This window comes from Pseudomonas imperatae (genome assembly GCF_057128625.1).
Window position 1 is genome coordinate 21,513 of record NZ_JBSKHP010000036.1, and the last position, 13,934, is coordinate 35,446.

Sequence of the window (13,934 nt, forward strand, 5' to 3'; positions counted from 1 at the left end):
ACGCGTTCGCGCGCGCAACCCGCCGATTGCGTCATATCAGCGCCAACGCCGCCAGCAACGCCGGCGGCATCACCAGCGCGCCCAGCCGCAGGAACCCCAGGGCGCTGACATGGCCGCCCTCGCGGCGCACTGCAATCAGCCACAGCAGGGTCGCCAGCGAGCCGGTCACCGACAGGTTCGGGCCCAGGTCCACGCCAATCAGCAACGCGGCGGTGGTGGCCGTGGGCAGCGGCGCAATCTGGTTCATGGAGCCGGCGATCAGCCCCGCCGGCAGGTTGTTGATCAGGTTGCTGGCCACGCCAATCACCACGCCGCCCAGCCACCCGGCCTGGGTGGGTGACTGCGCGGCCAGCGCCGCCAGTTCTCGCGCCAGCCAGGTGGTGAGCCCGGTCTGGGTCAGCCCCGCCACCAGCACGAACAGCCCTGCCACCAGCGGCAACACCCCCCAGGCCACATGGCGCAGCACCGGCAACGGGCTGGCGCGCTCCAGCAGGTGCACGCCCAGCACCGTTGCCAGGCCGGCGCAGAAGGTTGGCAGGCCCAGTTGCCAGTCCAGCGCCGAGGCCAGCAGCAGCACCGCCGCCGTCAGGCCGATGCCCCAGGCGGTCAGGCGCGCGCTGGTGGTCAGCGGCTGGGGCGTGAACTCGGTGGCCAGCGGCGCGCGCAAGGCGTGGCGCTGGCTGAAGCGCAGCACCGCATAGGTCAGCACGATGGCCGCCAGCGATGGCAGGCTGAAGTGCGCCAGCCAGGTGGGCAGCGGCGGCATGTGGCTGCCGAACACCACCAGGTTGGCGGGGTTGGAGATGGGCAGCACGAAGCTGGCGGCGTTGGCGATGAACGCGCACACGAACAGGTACGGCAGCGGCTCGGCGCGTGCCGCACGGGCGGCGGCGTACACCGCCGGCGTCAGCACCACGGCGGTGGCGTCGTTGGACAGCAGCACCGTCACCAGCGTGCCGACCAGAAACACCAGGTCGAATAGCCGCGTTGCCGAGCCCTTGGCATGGCCGGCGGCGACCATGGCCAGCCAGTCGAACAGGCCTTTTTGCCGCGCCAGTTCCGCCAGCGCCATCATGCCGATCAGGAACAGGTACACGTCGGTGCCCTTGGCCACCGCTGCCAGGGCGCTGGGCAGCGGGATCAGCCCGGTACCGGTCAACAGCAGCGCAGCGCCTGCAGCCCAGGCGTATTCGGGCGAGCGCCAGGGGCGCAGCAGGATACCCAGGGTGGCCAGCAGGGCGACGGCCCAGATCAGCAGTTGCGTGGGGGTGAAGGGCATTCAACGGGCTCGGGCAAGGGTAGGGGAGGTGTCTGTGGCGGGCAGTGTCTCCGGCATTTTCACCCACAGCAACAGCAACGCCACGCAGGCCACTGCGGCCAGGGTCAGGAAGCCGGCGCTGTAGCCGCCCCAGTGCACCATCAGCCCGGCCAGCCCGGCGCTCAGTGCGGCGCCCAGGCCGAAGACGGTGGTCACTGCGCCCAGGGCCACGTTGAAGTGGCCGGTGCCTTGGGTCAGGTCCTTGACCATCAGCGGCAGCAGCGCGCCGAACAGGCCGGCGCCGATGCCGTCGAGGGTCTGGATGGCCACCAGCCAGGCGGCGTCATCGGACAGGGTGTAGAGCACGCCGCGCAGCGGCAGAATCAGGAAGCCGGCCAGCAACAGCGGCTTGCGCCCCCACTGGTCGGCTCGGGCACCCACCAGCCAGGCCATGGGCACCATCACCAGCTGGGCGGCGATGATGCAGGCCGAGGTCAGCGGCGTGGCCAGGGCCAGGTCATGCAACGCCAGCTTCTGGCTGACCAGGGGCAGCATGGCGGCGTTGGCCAGGTGGAACAGCGCGCAGCACAGCGCCAGGGTCAGCAGTGGGCGGTTGCCCAGCAGCACGCCCAGGGCCGGGGCGCTCGCGGCGGGGGGCGTTCCGCCCAGGCCCCGGGCCTGCTGGTGGTCGATGGTGCGCGGGTCGATAGCCCAGGTGGCCGCGACGCTGGCCAGGGCCATGAACGCCATCAGGTAGAACACCGCCGTGGGCCCCAGCCACAGGGCCAGGGCGCCGGCCAGCAGCGCAGCCACGGCGTTGCCGGCGTGGTTGAAAGCTTCGTTGCGGCCGGTGCGGCGGGTGAACGCCCGTGGCCCGACGATGCCCAGGGACAGCGCGGCAATGGCCGGGGCGAACACCGACGCGGCGACGGCGCTGAGCGACTGGGTGATGGCTACCCAGGTAAAGGCGGCGGTCCAGGGCAGTGCCAGGCAGCTGGCCGTCACCAGCAGCGCGGCGATGATCACCGTGCCGCGCTTGCGCTGCGTGCCGTCGATCAGCGCCCCGGCGGGCGTCTGCGCCACCAGGGCGGCGAGGCCGGCCAGGGTCATTACCAGGCCGATCTGCGCGGCGTCCCAGTGGTGCTCGGCCAGCAGGTAGATGGCCAGGTAAGGGCCCAGCCCATCGCGGACGTCGGCCAGGAAGAAGTTCAGCGCATCCAGCGCCGCCCCGTCACGGCGAGAGGAAGCGCTGTGCATGCGCAGGCTTCAGCGTTTCAGCCGTGCGGCGAACTCGGCCACGCGCTGGCCCAGTAGCTTGGCGGTCTCCAGGTCGCCGCCGCGTGGTGCTTCGTCCGGCGAGGCGTCCGACGGCGACACCGCCAGCGCGCCGCCAAAGCCTGCGGTCCAGTTGATGTCGTTGGGGCCGTGGGCCTTGGTGTTGGCGGGCATCAGGCCGGTGCCGATCCACACCTGGCCGTGCTGCTGGGACAGGGTCCAGAAGTAGGTGATGGTGGAGAACTTGTCGCCGTTCACCGAGGCCGAGTTGGTGAAGCCGGCGGCTACCTTGTCTTTCCAGGCCTGGCCAAACCAGGGCTTGGACGAGGTGTCGGCGAACTTCTTGAACTGCCAGGCCGGCCCGCCCATGTAGGTGGGGCTGCCGTAGATGATGGCGTCGGCGGCGCTGATGGCTTCCCAGTCGGCGTCGCCGAGGTCGCCGTTGGCGTCGATGCGGTACAGCGTGGCCTGGGCGCCCGGTGCTGCGGCGGCGCCGGCGTGCACGGCTTCGGCCTGCTTGGCGGTGTGGCCGTAGCCGCTGAAGTAAACGATGGCGATGGAGGTCATGGGGCAGTTCCACGGTAGGGTTGGGAACAAGACACTATAGGTGCAAATTCGTCGGCCCAGCGGTTGAAATTCACCGTCGTCCCCGACAGAATCGCCGCCCGATCCGGTCGCCGAGGCCGGACGTCCGTGGCCACGAGGGGTTGCCGTTGAACCAACAGACATTGTCCATGCGCCTGGCGCGCGTGGCCGCGCAGGTGCCGGCCGGGGCGCGCCTGGCCGATATCGGCTCCGATCACGCCTACCTGCCGGTGGCGCTGCTGCGCCGTGGCGCGATTGCCACGGCGGTGGCCGGCGAGGTGGCGGTGACACCGTTCCAGGCCGCCGAGCGCACGGTGCGCGACAACGGCCTGGAGGCTGTGGTGACCGTGCGCCTGGCCAACGGCCTGGCGGCCATCGAGCCAGGCGATGGCATCACCGCCATCACAATGTGCGGCATGGGCGGCGAGACCATTCGCGACATCCTGCTGGCCGGCGCTGGGCGCCTTAGCGGGCAGGAACGCTTGATCCTGCAGCCCAACGGCGGCGAGCCGCCGTTGCGCCAGTGGCTGATGGCCAACCACTACCGCATCATTCACGAGGAAGTGCTGCGCGAGCACCGCTTCGACTACGAGATCATCGTCGCCGAGCGCAGCGGGCCGGTGAGTTACTGCGACCGCGAGCTGTACTTCGGCCCGTTGCAGCTGCAGGCGCGCAGCCCGGCGTTCCTGCTCAAGTGGCAGCACGTGCTGCGCCAGCGGCGCAAGACCCTGGCGCAGTTCGCCCAGGCGCGGCAGGCGGTGCCGGCGGCGAAATTGGCCGAGGTGAACCAGCAGGTGGCGTGGATCAGCGAGCTGCTTGGCGCACCCTGACGCAGCCTTCGGCAGCTGTTACGCGAATGTGGATACCCCATGGACCGCGTCGCCTGCATCGCGGCCAAGGCCGGCTCCTACCACGAATAGTGTAGGAGCCGACTTTAGTCGCGATGCAGACAACGCCATTTCAAGACAGTTGCTGCTAGCGGCCGCATGGCCGCGTCCGGCGGTCAACCGGCCTTGCGCAGGGTGAAGTTGATGCGCTGGGGGCCCATCACGGCGTGCGTGCCTTCCTTGAGCGGCAGCACGCCGTGGAAGCGCAGGCGGTCGACGCCGCCCCACACCATCACGTCGCCGTGCAGCAGCGGCACCCGCAGCGGGCGGTCGCTGCGGGCCAGGCCGCCCATCTGGAACATCGCCGGCAGGCCCAGGGACACGGAGACGATGGGCGCATCGTAGTCGCGCTCGTTTTTGTCCTGGTGCAACGACATGCGCGCGCCGGGCACGTAGCGGTTGATCAGGCAGGCGTCGGGCACGAAATCGGCAAACCCCGCCACCGCGGCGGCTTCGCCGGCCAGGCGGCAGAATACCGCGGGCAGGCCAGGCCAGGGCTGGCCGGTGCGCGGGTCGAGCGGGGTGTAGCGGTAGCCATGGGCGTCGGTGGTCCAGCCCAGGGGGCCGCAATTGCTCAGCGCCACCGACATCGTCTGGCCACCGGGGGTGACCATGCGCCGAAACGGCGCGGCCTTGAGCACGCTGCGCAACGGTGGCAGCAGCTCATCGACGAAGGGCAGGGCGAAGGCGCGCAGCACGAAGGTCTGCGGGCCAAGCTGCTCGACCCGCGGCGGCTGGCGGGTGGCCGCCTCGTCGAACAGGTCCAGGTTCATGGCACGGCAGGCGGGGCAGGGCGCTTACAGCGCCTTGCTGACGCGGATCTCGGTGATCGGCTCGTCGCTGTCGCCATGGATGGCGGCCAGGGCAGCCTTGGCCTCTTCCAGCGAGCCGGTGGCCAGATGAGCGAAGTCCCAACGGCGCTCGCCGTTGATTTTGTAGTGGATCACGTACTTGGTCACGAAAAGTTACCTGCGAAAGGGAATCAGCTGAACTTGGAGGCCGAACGGCGCACGATCTTGATCTTGTGGGTGAACGCCTTGCGGTGCGCGCCCATGGCCAGCTTGGCGCCGGTGGTGTCGATGGTGATGTTCCAGAAACCGGTGCTGGGCGCGGTGATCTTGGCCGGGAAGGTATCGAACTGGCCGCCATGGTAGGTGTGACGCCCGCCGTTCTTGAAACTGCGGAAGTTGGCGTCGCTCATCAGACGGATGTTGCAGCGCTGGGAGCACTCGATGACCACCAGGTCATCTTCGTTGAGGTGCTCGCGCTGGTGTACGAATTTCATGTGAATCTCCGGGATGCATCTTTTGGCAAACCAAAACGATACCATGGCAGGCTTCATGGCGCCGCGTTTCCTGCACTGCGCAGGAAAATTTGCGACCAGGTGGAGCAAATGGCCACTTGGGCGGTCACAGAGTCTTTTGCAAGGGAGTTCGTTTATGAAATGGGCGTGGGTTGCGGTGGTGGCTTTGCTGGGTGGGTGCGCCAGTGTCTCGGACATCGAGAAAAGCCCCGAGACCATGGGGGTGATTTCCGGCAAGTCGCCCAAGGAGTTCAGCGATTGCGTGGTCAAGCACCTGGCCGACAGCCGCAAACCGTCAACCGTCGAACCCTGGCGCGAAGGCTACCGGGTGATCGTGCCGCAGAAACTGTCCTCGGCCCCGGCGGCGGTGATCGACATCGACAAGCGCTCCAACGATGGCAGCAGCATCAAGCTGCATGAGCGCATCTCCAACGTGCCGATCCGCCCGCATGACGTGCAGCGCGCGGTCACGGCCTGTATCTCCGGCGAATGACCGCAGGGCGGCGTGGTTACTTGCACATGATGGTCAGGGTGCGGCTGGTGTAGTTGCCAATGTCGGCGCCCAGGGTCTTGTCGCTGTCCTTGGGGCCGGCGCCGGCGGTGCCGACGATGTCATAGCGGCCGTTGCTGCAGGCGTCGGTGGCTTTCTGGTAGCAGGCGTCCCAGGACGCTGCGGCGCCCGAGCAGTCGATGCTCACGCCCTGCTTGCCGTTCTTCAGCACCGTGGGCGTGGCAGACGCGCAGCCGCCCAGGGCCAGGACCGCGAAAAGTACCAGGAATCTGTTCATCGAATGTTTCATCATAGGCAAGGGTGGAAGGGCGGCGGCACGAACGGCGGCCATCCTGCCGGGGCGCGGGGTGCGCCAACGGGGGACGTCTGATGCTATACAACGCGGCGGGCGGCGAACAGCCCCGCAGTGAAATTCTGCCTTGCCCTTGGCGCGATTGCTGCTAAAACCAATACGGTGGCGTAAATTTGTGTCGCGCGCGGAACTATCTGTAACAGGTTTTCTCTATTTCTCCATTGGTTGGCCGGGGGCAGGGCATTGTAAGGTGGCCTCTGCCTGATTAGACTGCGCCGAAACTCGTAAAGCACAGCCCTTTGTAAGGACTCATATGATCAAGAAATGCTTGTTCCCAGCAGCCGGTTACGGCACTCGCTTCCTGCCAGCGACCAAAGCCATGCCCAAGGAAATGCTGCCGGTGGTCAACAAGCCACTGATCCAATACGGTGTCGAAGAGGCATTGGAAGCTGGCCTGAACCAGATCTCGATCGTCACCGGCCGCGGCAAGCGCGCCCTGGAAGACCACTTCGACATCAGCTACGAGCTGGAAAACCAGATCAAGGGCACCGACAAGGAAAAATACCTGGTCGGTATTCGCAAGCTGTTGGACGAGTGCACCTTCTCGTACACCCGTCAGACCGAAATGAAAGGCCTGGGCCACGCCATTCTCACCGGCCGCCCGCTGATCGGTGACGAACCCTTCGCCGTGGTCCTGGCGGACGACCTGTGCGTGAACCTGGAAGGCGACGGCGTGCTGGCCCAGATGGTCAAGCTGTACAACCAGTTCCGTTGCTCGATCGTGGCCATCCAGGAAGTCGACCCGTCGGAAACCAACAAGTATGGCGTCATCGCCGGCGAGATGATTCGCGACGACATCTACCGCGTCAACAGCATGGTCGAGAAGCCAAAGCCTGAAGATGCGCCGTCCAACCTGGCCATCATCGGCCGTTACATCCTGACTCCGGACATCTTCGACCTGATCGAGCAGACCGAGCCAGGCAAGGGTGGCGAGATCCAGATCACCGACGCCCTGATGAAACAGGCCCAGGCCGGTTGCGTGCTGGCGTACAAGTTCAAGGGCCAGCGTTTCGACTGCGGCGGCGCCGAAGGCTACATCGACGCCACCAACTTCTGCTTCGAGAACTTCTACAAGACTGGCAAGGCGTTCTGACGCCAGGCTGGTTGATGCGACACCCGACGCCGCGGCCTTGAAAGCCGCGGCGTTTTCGTTTCTGCGCCCGTGGCCTCGTGACGCGGCCTGGCGGCCGCTGCTACGGGTTTATGGCAATCCCGTAGCAGCTGCCGCAGGCGGCGTCCGAATGCCCCGCGGTGCCATCGATAATACGCGGCGCCGGCAGACGCGGCCTGGCGGCCGCTGTTACGGGGGCGCATGGCCCGGTTGGGTAGGGTAGTATTGGTTCCCTGCCAAGGAGACTTAAGCAATGGCCCACGATTTTGATCTGTTTGTAATAGGCGCCGGTTCCGGCGGTGTTCGCGCGGCGCGCTTTGCCGCAGGTTTCGGCGCCAAGGTGGCCGTGGCGGAAAGCCGCTACCTGGGCGGCACCTGTGTCAACGTCGGCTGCGTGCCGAAGAAACTGCTGGTGTACGGCGCCCACTTCGCCGAGGACTTCGAGCAGGCCCAAGGCTTCGGCTGGACCTTGGGCGAGGCCGATTTCAACTGGCAAACCCTGATCGGCAACAAGAACCGCGAGATCCAGCGCCTCAACGGCATCTACCGCAACCTGCTGGTCAACAGCGGCGTGACGCTGCTCGAAGGCCATGCGCGCATCGTCGACGCCCACCACGTGGAAGTCGACGGCCAGCGTTTCAGCACCGAACGCATTCTGATCGCCACCGGTGGCTGGCCGCAGATCCCGGACATTCCGGGCCGCGAGCACGCCATCACCTCCAACGAAGCATTCTTCCTGCCGCAGTTGCCCAAGCGCGTGCTGGTGGTGGGCGGCGGCTACATCGCCGTGGAGTTCGCCGGCATCTTCCACGGCCTGGGCGCCGACACCACGCTGCTGTACCGCAAGGACCTGTTCCTGCGTGGTTTCGACCGCTCGGTGCGCGAGCACTTGAGCGAAGAGCTGACCAAGCGCGGCCTGAACCTGCAGTTCAACAGCGACATCCAGCGCATCGACAAACAGGCCGACGGCACCCTGGCCGCCACGCTCAAGGACGGCCGCGTGTTGGAGGCCGATTGCATCTTCTACGCCACCGGCCGCCGCCCGATGCTCGACAACCTGGGCCTTGAAAACGTATCGGTGAAGCTCGACGACAAGGGCTTCATCGCCGTGGACGAGCAGTTCCAGACCAGCGAGCCGTCGATCCTGGCCCTGGGCGACGTGATCGGCCGCGTGCAGCTGACCCCCGTAGCCCTGGCCGAAGGCATGGCCGTGGCCCGCCGCCTGTTCAAGCCCGAACAGTACCGCCCGGTGGACTATGCCTACATCCCCACTGCTGTATTCAGCCTGCCGAACATTGGCACCGTGGGCCTTACCGAAGAGCAGGCGCTGGAGCAAGGCCATGAGGTGAAAATCTTCGAAAGCCGCTTCCGGCCAATGAAGCTGACCCTCACCGAGTGCCAGGAGCGTACCCTGATGAAATTGGTGGTGGATGCCAGCACCGATCGCGTCCTGGGCGTGCACATGGTCGGCCCAGAGGCTGGGGAGATCATCCAGGGGTTGGCGGTGGCGTTGAAGGCTGGCGCGACCAAGCAGGTGTTCGATGAAACCATTGGGGTCCATCCGACGGCGGCCGAAGAATTTGTGACCATGCGGTCATCGGTGCGTTAAGTACGTATCAAAATGTACTAGCTGTTGTTTTCAACAGGTTTCGGCGGATCCATTTTGTGGTATCCGCCGTAATCTTTTTTAACCATTACTCTTCTTGTTACATCTCCACAAACCCCGTCCTAAAGCCTTCTTGTGCGTGGCTTCAACGACTTTCCGATCGTCCCCGCGCCCTGGTCCTACACGTTCGGCAAATCCTTCCGACGTTCTTTTTAAGTGAGCCAATTACATACTGGGCCGGCGCAATCGAGCGCTGCGGCAGCGATGAGCGCTGCCGTTCACTGTTAGGGATAAGGAACGCTTCCATGAAAATGAAATTAGCCACGGCGGTAACCGCCTTGTGTGCCGCGCTGTCGATGCCAGCTGCATTTGCCGCGGACGGCCAGATCGATTTCGTCGGCGAAATCAAGGGTAATACTTGCAACATCAACGGCGGGCAACCGAACTTCCAGGTCGATCTGCCACCGGTCTCGCGCACTGCACTGGCCACGGTCGGGCAAAGCGCAGGCCGCACGCGTTTTGACTTGCAGCTCACCGAATGCATGCCTGATACCGGCAAAGTCGCCACCTATTTCGAGGCCGGCCCCACCATCAGCCCCACCAGCGGCCGGCTGATTACCGACCCGGGCGCCGGGCAGGCGGACTTCGTCGAAGTGGCGCTGCTCAACGACAGCTTCCAGCAGATGGAGCTGAACCAGGCCTTCCCGGGCCAGAAGTCCCAGGCCGTGGACATCGTGGCGGGCAGCGCCAACCTCGAGTACTACGCCGAATACGTTGCCACAGGCGTGGTGACGGCGGGTGAGGTGAACACGCGGGTCATGTACTCCCTCGTCTATCCGTGATGGTGCCGCGCATGGCCTGCCTGCGGGCAGGCCATGCGTCGTTGTTGTAGCGAAGGGATTCTCTCCATGTTCAAGCCTGTTTTTGCCCTGCTGGCGGCGTTGCTGCTGGCAGCGCCTGGCCATGCCAGCGTGATCATTGGCGCTACCCGGGTCATTTACCCGGCCGGCGCGCCCGAAGTCACCGTGCAACTGCTCAACCCCGACGCCGCGCCCGCGCTTGTGCAGGCGTGGCTGGACGACGGCGACGCGGGGGCCAACCCGCAGACCCTGGCCGTCCCCTTTATCGTCAGCCCGGCAATGGTGCGCATCGAGGCCAGCCAAGGCCAGGCGCTACGGGTGATGCACACCGGCGAGCCCCTGGCGGCCGACCGCGAGAGCCTGTTCTGGCTCAACGTATTGCAGATCCCGCCTCGGGGCGAGGCGGGCAACAACCAATTGCAGATGGCGATCCGCACGCGGATCAAACTGATGTTTCGGCCCCAGGGCCTCACAGGCCGTGCGGCCGATGCGCCTGGGGCCGTACGCTGGAGCGTGCGCCGCGAGCAACAGCTATGGGTCGTCGAAGGTCACAACCCGAGGCCGTTCGTGGTCAACCTCGGCGCGGTCGATCTGCGCAGCGCCGGCCAGGTCCTGGAGGCGGGGGCTGGGCACATCCTACCGTTCGGTAGCGCACGTTTTCCCCTGCAAGGGGCGGCAGTGCCAGGCGCGACCGCGCAGGTTGGCTACATTGCCCTGGATGACTACGGGACCGGGCGCCCCGGCGAAGCCCAGGTCGCGTTGCCATGAGGCGCCTGCGGTTCTCCGGGCTGCTGGCCGGTGGCGGGCTGCAGCTGGCCGTGGCGGCGCAGGTGCCCGAACCGATCGAATTCGAACAGCGTTTCCTGCGGCCCGGTGCTGCCGGCAACGTGGACCTGAGCGTGTTCTCGCAACCGGCGCGGGTGATGCCAGGCGACTATTGGCTGCAGGTGCAAGTCAACCAGCGGCCTTTGGGGCGTTTGTTGATCCCTTATCGCCAGGGTGCGGGTGAAGCCGGCGCCCATGGCTGTTTCGACCGGCCGCTGCTGCGCCGGCTGGGGGTGGCGGTGGACGCGTTGCCCAAGGGCGGCGATAGCTGTCGTCGCCTTGAGCAATGGCTGCCCGGGGCCGCCGAACACCTGGATTTTCCCCAGCAGCGCCTGGCGCTGGACATTCCCCAGGCCTGGCAGGTGCGCGAGCCCGATGGCTTCGTGGATGCCGAGTCATGGGACTGGGGCGTGACCAGCGCCTTCAGCGGCTACGACCTGTCGGTGTTCGACGTTGACAGCGGCCAGGGAAGCGCCCATACGCAAACCTATGCCGGCCTGTCCAGCGGCCTGAACCTGGGGCGCTGGCACTGGCGGCACCAAGGCAGCCTCTCGAGCGACGGTGGCTACCAGACCCTGAGCCACTACCTGCAACGGGAGGTTGCGCCATGGGGCGCGCAACTGCGCCTGGGGCAGGTCACCACCCAGGGCGATCTGCTCGATGCCCAGCAGCTGCGTGGCATCCACCTGTTCAGTGATGACCGCATGCTGCCGGCCTCCCAGCGCGGCTACGCGCCGGTGGTGCGCGGCGTGGCACGGGGCAACGCACGGGTGGCCATCCGCCAGGGCGAACGGCTGCTGCGTGAGGTGGTGGTCCCCCCGGGCGCCTTCGTGATCGACGACCTCTACGCGGCCAGCGTGGGCGGCGACCTGCAGGTCACGGTCAGCGAGGCCGACGGCAGCGAGCAGCGCTTTACCGTGACCAACGCCGCCGCCCCGCTGGCGTTGCGCGAAGGCCGGTCACGCTTCGGCATCAGCGTGGGGCAATTGCACGAGCAAGTGCAGGCACAGGCGCCGTGGTTCGCCCAAGGCACCTGGCAGCAGGGCCTGAGCGATAGTTTTACCGGTTATCTGGGCACCACCCTGGCCGCGGAATATCAACAATGGCTGCTGGGCTCGGCGCTCAACACGCCGCTGGGCGCGGTGGGCCTGGACGTCGCGCGTGCCCAGGCCAATGGCGAGCAGGGTGGCCGACTTCGCCTGTCCTACGGCACCTTGTTGATGGCCAGCGACACCCGCCTGGGCCTGAGTTACCAGCAGGCCACCGGGCCCGGTTACCGCACCCTGGCCCAAGCGTACGACCACCGTGCATTGAGCTTGCGTGAGCGCGCGCGCACCACCGCCAGCATCAATCAGCCGCTGGGCAGCGCCTGGGGGCAGCTCAATGGCAGCGCCTGGCATTCCAGCAGCTGGGAGGGCGGCGGCGCTCGCCTGGGCTATTCGCTGGGCTACGCCAACCGCTTTGCCGACCTGGGGTATGTGCTGACCGCCAGCCGCGAGCGCGACCTGCATGGCCGCGATGAAACGGTGTGGCAGCTGAACCTGAGCCTGCCCCTGGGGGGCGGCCGCGGGAACCTGACTGCGGGCCTCAACCAGGGTAGCCAGGGCCACCAGGCGCAGGCCGGGTACCGCAATGGCACCGACCGCTACAACTACGGCGTCAGCGTCAGCGAAGGCCGGGGCACGGCGCAGTTCAATGGCTTCGGCGGCTGGCGGGCACCCTATGGTGAACTCAGCGCCTCGCTGGGGCAGGGGGACCGCAGCCGCCAGGTGTCGGCGGGGGCCCGTGGCGCGGTGGTTGCCCACCCCGGCGGCGTGACCTTTGCGCAACCGCTGGCTGAAACCTTCGCCATCGTCGAGGTGCCCGAGGCCAAGGGCGCCCGGGTGGTCAACGGCAGCCAGGTGCGCGTCGATGGTCGTGGCCACGCCATTGTCCCGCAACTGGTGCCTTACCAGCTGAACCGGGTCGACGTGGACCCCACGGGCTTGCCGCTGGACGTGGAGTTGGCCACCAACAGCCAGCAGGTGGCGCCGCGTGCCGGGGCAGTGCCGTTGTTGCGCTACCCGACCCGCACGGGGCGCACGGCATTGATCGAACTGCGCCTTGCGGCGGGCGGTCCTTTGCCCTTCGGCGCCCAGGTCAGCGACGGCAGTGGCGCAGCATTGGGCGTGGTAGGGCAGGGCAGCCGGGTGTTGGCCAGGGGGCTGCAAGGCAAGGGGCAGTTGCAGGTGCAATGGGGTGACCAGCAGGCGCAGCGCTGCGTCGCCGACTACGAAATGGAGACGGCTGGCAAGGCGCTTCAGGTAATGAAGGCGACCTGCGCGGCTGAACAGGGGAATACACCATGAAGGCACTACACGCGATGGCTTTGGCCTGCCTGCTGGCTGCAGGCAGCGCCGCCCATGGCGCCTGTGCGTTTTACCCGGGCAGCGGGCACCAGATGGTGTCGGCGGACCTTGGCGCTCAAGTGATCGTCTCGTCGATGGCGGCCGTGGGCGACATCCTCTGGCAAGGCACCGCCAAGGGTAATTCGGCGAGGGTCGAATGCACCCAGCCAGATGAGCTGGACAATGGCTTGCTTGCCGACCCCGGGCCACAGCAAGGCCCTGATGGGGTCTACCCGACCAATGTGGCGGGGGTGGGCATGCGTATCGAGGAGGAAAGTTCGAGGCAGCCGCTGCACTGGCCGCGCCTGCGCAGCGCCATCGGCGCTGGCGTTTTCACTGCAACGCCTGCCTATTTCATCACATTGGTCAAGACCGGTGATATCCATGAGGATCGCCTGCGTCTGTCCAGCGCTGGCGCTTCCCGGCGATATGGCGCGTTGGAGGCGATCCGTCTGCAGTTCGATGGTGACGTTGACATCGTGCTGCGCCAGCCCACCTGCAGCGTGGCCCCGGGCAGCCAGTACATCTTGGTGGACCTGGGCGAACCGCTGGTGCGTGACTTCAACGGACCGGGCAGCGGCTCGGGGCTGGTGCCCTTCAACCTGCGCCTGGCCTGCCATGGCGGAGGGGGCGGCGACAGGTTGTACGTGTCGGTGATCCTGACCGACGCCACCGATCCCTCCAACCGCAGCAAGGTCCTTGGCTTGCGCCAGGATGCCCGTGCGCAAGGCGTGGGCGTGGAGATTCAGTTCCAGGGCAACCCGGTCCAGCTGGGCCCCGAATCCGCCGCCGATGGCGATCCTGCCCGCTGGCCTGCGGGCAGCGTGATAAACGGCCAGGTGACGTTCGATGTACCGCTGCAGGCGCGCTACCTGCAGACCGAAAACACCATCACTGCCGGCAGTGCAGGGGCGTTGGCGACATTCACCTTCGCCTACGACTGATCTTCATGCAATTCTTCTATATATTAGGCG

15 protein-coding genes are annotated in these 13,934 nt (G+C 66.5%); 8 read left to right on the top strand and 7 right to left on the bottom strand.

Features of this window, described 5'->3' with window-relative positions:
• Positions 1–31: 31 nt before the first annotated feature.
• The 3 genes from ACWKWX_RS29815 to ACWKWX_RS29825 are packed head-to-tail and all read right to left on the bottom strand — an operon-like array spanning position 32 to position 3,100.
• Entirely contained in the window at positions 32–1,279 is a 1,248-nt protein-coding gene (locus ACWKWX_RS29815) for an arsenic transporter (protein ID WP_483829627.1), read from the bottom strand.
• Positions 1,280–2,515 (bottom strand): MFS transporter, encoded by a 1,236-nt coding sequence (locus ACWKWX_RS29820; RefSeq protein ID WP_483829628.1) that lies wholly within the window; start codon positions 2,513–2,515, stop codon positions 1,280–1,282.
• Positions 2,516–2,524: 9 nt separating this feature from the next.
• Entirely contained in the window at positions 2,525–3,100 is a 576-nt protein-coding gene (locus ACWKWX_RS29825) for a flavodoxin family protein (protein ID WP_473002645.1), read from the bottom strand.
• 146 nt (positions 3,101–3,246) lie between these two features.
• Here ACWKWX_RS29825 and ACWKWX_RS29830 point away from each other — a divergent pair, with 146 nt between their 5' ends.
• The gene (locus tag ACWKWX_RS29830; RefSeq protein ID WP_416424787.1) at positions 3,247–3,948 is read left to right on the top strand and encodes a tRNA (adenine(22)-N(1))-methyltransferase; all 702 of its coding nucleotides are present in this window, start codon (positions 3,247–3,249) and stop codon (positions 3,946–3,948) included.
• A gap of 173 nt (positions 3,949–4,121) precedes the next feature.
• Here ACWKWX_RS29830 and alkB read toward each other — a convergent pair whose 3' ends face one another.
• Genes alkB through ACWKWX_RS29845 form a run of 3 tightly spaced genes read right to left on the bottom strand, consistent with a single transcriptional unit; the run spans position 4,122 to position 5,290 of the window.
• Positions 4,122–4,778, bottom strand: coding sequence for a DNA oxidative demethylase AlkB (gene alkB / locus ACWKWX_RS29835; RefSeq protein ID WP_483829629.1), 657 nt, complete (start codon positions 4,776–4,778; stop codon positions 4,122–4,124).
• 24 nt (positions 4,779–4,802) lie between these two features.
• On the bottom strand, positions 4,803–4,964 hold the full coding sequence (locus ACWKWX_RS29840; RefSeq protein WP_416424785.1) for a hypothetical protein: 162 nt from the start codon (positions 4,962–4,964) through the stop codon (positions 4,803–4,805).
• 23 nt (positions 4,965–4,987) lie between these two features.
• On the bottom strand, positions 4,988–5,290 hold the full coding sequence (locus tag ACWKWX_RS29845) for a DUF1883 domain-containing protein (protein WP_027977603.1): 303 nt from the start codon (positions 5,288–5,290) through the stop codon (positions 4,988–4,990).
• Positions 5,291–5,444: 154 nt separating this feature from the next.
• Here ACWKWX_RS29845 and ACWKWX_RS29850 point away from each other — a divergent pair, with 154 nt between their 5' ends.
• On the top strand, positions 5,445–5,801 hold the full coding sequence (locus ACWKWX_RS29850) for a hypothetical protein (protein ID WP_416424784.1): 357 nt from the start codon (positions 5,445–5,447) through the stop codon (positions 5,799–5,801).
• A 16-nt stretch (positions 5,802–5,817) separates the two neighbouring features.
• Here ACWKWX_RS29850 and ACWKWX_RS29855 read toward each other — a convergent pair whose 3' ends face one another.
• Entirely contained in the window at positions 5,818–6,096 is a 279-nt protein-coding gene (locus ACWKWX_RS29855) for a hypothetical protein (RefSeq protein WP_416424783.1), read from the bottom strand.
• Positions 6,097–6,424: 328 nt separating this feature from the next.
• On the opposite strand from ACWKWX_RS29855, the gene galU reads away from it, so the two are divergent.
• The 6 genes from galU (at position 6,425) to ACWKWX_RS29885 (ending at position 13,904) form a co-directional block, all read left to right on the top strand.
• Positions 6,425–7,264 carry a UTP--glucose-1-phosphate uridylyltransferase GalU gene (gene galU, locus ACWKWX_RS29860; RefSeq protein ID WP_027977606.1) on the top strand — a complete coding sequence of 280 codons (840 nt, stop codon included), beginning with the start codon at positions 6,425–6,427 and terminating at the stop codon, positions 7,262–7,264.
• Between the two features lie 271 nt (positions 7,265–7,535).
• Positions 7,536–8,891, top strand: coding sequence for a glutathione-disulfide reductase (gorA, locus tag ACWKWX_RS29865; RefSeq protein WP_416424782.1), 1,356 nt, complete (start codon positions 7,536–7,538; stop codon positions 8,889–8,891).
• 302 nt (positions 8,892–9,193) lie between these two features.
• On the top strand, positions 9,194–9,730 hold the full coding sequence (locus ACWKWX_RS29870; RefSeq protein ID WP_483829630.1) for a fimbrial protein: 537 nt from the start codon (positions 9,194–9,196) through the stop codon (positions 9,728–9,730).
• A 66-nt stretch (positions 9,731–9,796) separates the two neighbouring features.
• Positions 9,797–10,516, top strand: a complete 720-nt coding sequence (locus ACWKWX_RS29875; protein WP_483829631.1) for a fimbria/pilus periplasmic chaperone — start codon at positions 9,797–9,799, stop codon at positions 10,514–10,516.
• Positions 10,513–12,921 carry a fimbria/pilus outer membrane usher protein gene (locus tag ACWKWX_RS29880; protein ID WP_483829632.1) on the top strand — a complete coding sequence of 803 codons (2,409 nt, stop codon included), beginning with the start codon at positions 10,513–10,515 and terminating at the stop codon, positions 12,919–12,921. The genes ACWKWX_RS29875 and ACWKWX_RS29880 overlap by 4 nt, the downstream gene beginning before the upstream one ends.
• Positions 12,918–13,904: a fimbrial protein gene (locus tag ACWKWX_RS29885; RefSeq protein WP_483829633.1), complete on the top strand. Its 987-nt coding sequence runs from the start codon at positions 12,918–12,920 to the stop codon at positions 13,902–13,904. Before ACWKWX_RS29880 ends, ACWKWX_RS29885 begins: the two co-directional genes overlap by 4 nt.
• Positions 13,905–13,934 lie beyond the last annotated feature (30 nt).

Bases quoted from the DNA above. Each gene is read 5' to 3' on its own strand.
- alkB (WP_483829629.1), bottom strand. From the start codon at position 4,778: ATGAACCTGGACCTGTTCGACGAGGCGGCCACCCGCCAGCCGCCGCGG.
- ACWKWX_RS29815 (WP_483829627.1), bottom strand. From the start codon at position 1,279: ATGCCCTTCACCCCCACGCAACTGCTGATCTGGGCCGTCGCCCTGCTG.
- gorA (WP_416424782.1), top strand. From the start codon at position 7,536: ATGGCCCACGATTTTGATCTGTTTGTAATAGGCGCCGGTTCCGGCGGT.
- ACWKWX_RS29825 (WP_473002645.1), bottom strand. From the start codon at position 3,100: ATGACCTCCATCGCCATCGTTTACTTCAGCGGCTACGGCCACACCGCC.
- ACWKWX_RS29885 (WP_483829633.1), top strand. From the start codon at position 12,918: ATGAAGGCACTACACGCGATGGCTTTGGCCTGCCTGCTGGCTGCAGGC.
- galU (WP_027977606.1), top strand. From the start codon at position 6,425: ATGATCAAGAAATGCTTGTTCCCAGCAGCCGGTTACGGCACTCGCTTC.
- ACWKWX_RS29845 (WP_027977603.1), bottom strand. From the start codon at position 5,290: ATGAAATTCGTACACCAGCGCGAGCACCTCAACGAAGATGACCTGGTG.
- ACWKWX_RS29875 (WP_483829631.1), top strand. From the start codon at position 9,797: ATGTTCAAGCCTGTTTTTGCCCTGCTGGCGGCGTTGCTGCTGGCAGCG.
- ACWKWX_RS29855 (WP_416424783.1), bottom strand. From the start codon at position 6,096: ATGAACAGATTCCTGGTACTTTTCGCGGTCCTGGCCCTGGGCGGCTGC.
- ACWKWX_RS29850 (WP_416424784.1), top strand. From the start codon at position 5,445: ATGAAATGGGCGTGGGTTGCGGTGGTGGCTTTGCTGGGTGGGTGCGCC.
- ACWKWX_RS29880 (WP_483829632.1), top strand. From the start codon at position 10,513: ATGAGGCGCCTGCGGTTCTCCGGGCTGCTGGCCGGTGGCGGGCTGCAG.
- ACWKWX_RS29820 (WP_483829628.1), bottom strand. From the start codon at position 2,515: ATGCACAGCGCTTCCTCTCGCCGTGACGGGGCGGCGCTGGATGCGCTG.
- ACWKWX_RS29870 (WP_483829630.1), top strand. From the start codon at position 9,194: ATGAAAATGAAATTAGCCACGGCGGTAACCGCCTTGTGTGCCGCGCTG.